Source organism: Natrinema soli, from assembly GCF_028618695.1.
Map to the genome: position 1 here is coordinate 1 of NZ_JAQIVI010000564.1, position 3,901 is coordinate 3,901.

3 protein-coding genes and 1 pseudogene are annotated in these 3,901 nt (G+C 65.0%); 1 reads left to right on the forward strand and 3 read right to left on the reverse strand.

What is annotated here, in order from left to right:
- From PGX04_RS26610 to PGX04_RS26620, 3 genes and pseudogenes are all read right to left on the reverse strand, one after another.
- Positions 1–188 (reverse strand): annotated as a pseudogene (locus tag PGX04_RS26610) (amidohydrolase); the annotation flags it as partial.
- A 245-nt stretch (positions 189–433) separates the two neighbouring features.
- Positions 434–823 (reverse strand): Rid family detoxifying hydrolase, encoded by a 390-nt coding sequence (locus tag PGX04_RS26615; RefSeq protein ID WP_273741245.1) that lies wholly within the window; start codon positions 821–823, stop codon positions 434–436.
- A 65-nt stretch (positions 824–888) separates the two neighbouring features.
- Positions 889–2,271 (reverse strand): aspartate aminotransferase family protein, encoded by a 1,383-nt coding sequence (locus tag PGX04_RS26620; protein WP_273741246.1) that lies wholly within the window; start codon positions 2,269–2,271, stop codon positions 889–891.
- A gap of 667 nt (positions 2,272–2,938) precedes the next feature.
- On the opposite strand from PGX04_RS26620, the gene dnaG reads away from it, so the two are divergent.
- A partial coding sequence (gene dnaG / locus PGX04_RS26625) for a DNA primase DnaG (RefSeq protein WP_273741247.1) occupies positions 2,939–3,901 on the forward strand: 963 nt, incomplete at its 3' end.

The following is a 3,901-nucleotide window of genomic DNA, read 5'->3' on the forward strand; positions in this document are numbered from 1 at the left end:
GCCGGCGGCACGGCCATGCGCTCGTCCGTCGCCAGCGCGTCGCGGCCGACGGCGATCTCGTCGACGCCGATCCGCTCGAGTTCCTCGACGACCCGGCCGGTCGTCCGAAACTCGCGCCAGCCCGGTTCGGGATGACGGTGGAACTCCCGCCGTAATTCGCGCAGTCTGTGTCGCGCCTCGTAGGACATTCTTGCCGGTTCTACGCGCGGGAGATACTTAATCGTATACCGATTACGCACGATCGATGTAGATAGTCAGGGATCGAAGCGGATTCCGTCCGATTCCCCAATCGTCCGAGACGATAGCCACGACAACCACCGGTGTGGGAACGTTGGAAGGGGACGGACACCCGCTCGACGACCCAAAAAACGGTCTGTACGCGGTACTGGCTCCCGAACTCGTGGGATCGAACCGCGGTTCTCGATCTCCCCGGCTACCCGAGGTATGCGGTCGCGTCCAGTTCGACGCGGACGTCCTCGGGCAGCCGCGAGACTTCGACGCAGACTCGAGCCGGCGGGTCCTCGCCGAATCGCGCGCCGTAGGCCTCGTTGACCCGCTCGTAGTCCGCCAGGTCCGTCAGGTAGACGGTGACTTTGACGACGTCCGCGAGTCCGTCGCCGCCGGCTTCGTCGACGACGGCGGCGATGTTGTCGAGTACTCGGTCGGTCTGGGTTTGGACGTCGCCTTTCACGACCTCGCCGGTCTCGGGGTCGACGGGGCCGTAGCCGGAGACGTACAGCGTGTCGCCGGCGCGAACCCCCTGCGAGTAGGGGTTATCGTTGCTCGGTGCGTCGTCGGTTTCGATGGGATCAGTGTCGGACATAGAATCGGTATCGGGCGTGATGTGATCAGTGTCGAACGTGGGGACAGTCGGTCTCGCCGCTCGAGTCAGGCGGTCTGCGTCGCTTCGGCGGTCACGTCGTCGATCGCCTCGACGACGACGTCGAGCGCCGTCTCGGCCAGGTCGTGTGTGAGCACCAGCGGCGGCAGGAATCGGAGGACGTTACCGTGGCGACCGGCCGTCCAGATCAGGACCCCTCGCTCGAAGCAGTACTGCTGAATGGCGTCGACGAGGTCGCCGTCCGGGTTACCGTCGCTATCGACGAACTCCGCGCCGACGAACAGCCCCTTGCCGCGGATGTCGGCGAGTCGCTCGTTGCCGTCCGCCGCCTCGCGGAGCCGGCTCCGAATGTACTCGCCGAGGTCGCGAGCGTGCGCGAGGAGGTCGTGCTCCTGAATGTACTCGATGGCGCGGGTCCCGGCTCGCATCCCGACGACGTGGCCGCGGTAGGTGCCGGCGTGGTCGCCCGGGCCCCACGTGTCCAACTCCTCGTGGTAGATGGTCGCCGAGAGCGGGAAGCCAACGCCACCGAGGGCCTTCGCGGAGGTCATCACGTCGGGAGTCACGCCCTCCCAGTCGCTGGCCCACCACTGCCCGGTGCGGCCCAGACCGCTCTGAATTTCGTCGAACACGAGGACGACGTCGTTGTCGTCGGCGATGTCACGCAGCCCCTGCAGGAAGCCCTCCGGCGGCGTGACGATGCCGCCCTCGCCCTGGATCGGTTCGACGATCATGCCGGCCGGATTGGCCAGCCCGCCGTAGGGATCCTCGACGATGGCCCGGACCTCCTCGAGCGCGTGATCGACCGCTTCCTCGGGCGTCTTGTCCTGCCGGAACGGATGGGGGTACGGCGCGTGGACGACGTCCGGGAGCAACGGCGTGTAGTGGCCCTTGAACTTCTTGTTCGACGTGACGCTCATCGCGCCCGTCGTCGCGCCGTGGTAGCCACCGCGGAACGCGATCAGGCCGTCGCCGCCGGTGTTGTACTTGGCGAGTTTGATGGACGCCTCGATGGCGTCGCTGCCGGTCGGCCCGCCGAAGACGACCTTGTTCTGGCCCCGCAGGCCCTCGGGAACGATCTCGTCTAGCTTTTCGATCAACTCGAGGCGCGCCTCGGTCGGGAAGTCGACCGTGTGGACGAACTTGTCGGCCTGCTCGTGGACCGCTTCGAGCACGTAGGGGTTCGAATGACCGACGTTGAGCACGCCGATGCCCGCGAAGAGATCGATGTAGGTGTTGCCGTCGGTATCACGGACCGTCGCACCCTTCCCCTCCTCGAAGGCGATCGGAATGTCGTCCGGATAGGCGACCGCGCTACTGTCGATTTCGCGCTGTTTCTCGAGCAGCGCCCGGGTGTTCGGGCCGGGGACGGTGTCGACGTCTGGTGCATCCTCGAAGTGGAGTTCGTCTATCGGCGGTCCTGCCGTCATACGTAGGGGCAGGTGAAACAGTTATAAATAACTTGTCCACAGTATTCATGCAGAACGTATACAGATACTGACCACGAGACTCGTTTCGAATACTGATACGGGTGATACCGGTGACGAAAGTCGTAGACGAATTCGCGAGAGTGCGGAGCAATCGTTCTCGAAGCAGCGGTGACGAGGCGCATCCCACTGAACGAAGCGATAGACGGGTAGAACGGTCTGTACAGGGGAACTACGTTTCACTCCGGGCTGGCCAACCCACGTGCGGTGGCGCGCGCTGTCGACCGGCCGAACGAGAGTGAGAGCGATCGATGACACTGCGCGAGGGATGAGTGAGCGCCGCGAGGCGCGACCGAATCGGCTGGGGAGGGCGTGGCGATCCCCTGTTGCCACGATAGCAGGACGCTTCATCTCCTCCAATCCCATCAAAAACGACTGCTCCATTCACTGTCCGTAGTGAACGGCCGTTCAAATCGTGTCGTTCGAATGCAAACTTACACTTTGACACGTTCGAAGACGCCGAATCGCGATCGGATGGTCACCGGCGAACCGAGGCAAGCCAACGCCTGCGGAGGTCAACAGCTATTTGCCCCCCACGATCGAAATTGCATATAAATCGGTCTCTGTACGCGATACCCGCGTCACCGCCCCTCCCGGGGACAGATCTCCAATGGAAGACACCTCGAAATATCTCATCCACGCGGACGTGACGGCTGACGGGATCGTCGAGCGAAGCGACGTCGTCGGCGCGATCTTCGGCCAGACCGAAGGACTGCTCGGCGACGAGCTCGACCTCCGCGACCTCCGCCAGTCGAGCAAAGTCGGCCGTATCGACGTCGAAATCACGAGCACCGCCGGTCAGTCTCACGGGCAAGTGACGATCGCGACCAGCCTGGACAAGGTCGAAACCGCCACCCTCGCCGCCTCTCTCGAGACGATTACCCGGGTCGGCCCCTGTCGTGCCGACCTCGAGGTGCGCGAAATCGAGGACGTGCGGGCGGCGAAGCGAAAGGAAGTCGTCGACCGCGCGAAGGAACTCCTCCGGACGGGGTTCGACGACACGATCATGTCCTCCGACGAGATCCTCGCGGAGGTGCGCCAGCAGGTTCGCGTCGAAGACATCACCGAGTACGAGGGGCTCCCCGCCGGCCCCCGAGTGACGGACAGCGACGCGATCATCGTCGTCGAGGGGCGGGCCGACGTCCTCTCCCTGCTCAAGTACGGCATCAAAAACGCCATCGCGGTCGAGGGGACGAGCGTTCCCGACGCCGTGGCCGAACTCACCCGTCACCGCACCGTCACGGCCTTCCTCGACGGCGACCGCGGCGGCGACCTCATCCTCGAGGAACTCGCTCAGGTCGGCGACCTCGACTACGTCGCCTTCGCGCCCGCCGATAGCTCCGTCGAGGACCTGAACCACCACGAACTGTTCGCCGCCCTCCGGAACAAGGTGCCCTACGAGACCGTCTCGGAGCTGAACGAGCCCCGGGACGCGATCGCCGCGACCGACGGGAGTACGACGCCCGCACCGCCGCCGTCCGAGCTGTCGACCGCGTCACCGACGACCGCGGAGCCCGACGACGAGGGCGATCTCGAGTCGAGCGAGCGAACGGCGTCGTCTCCTGACTCGAGC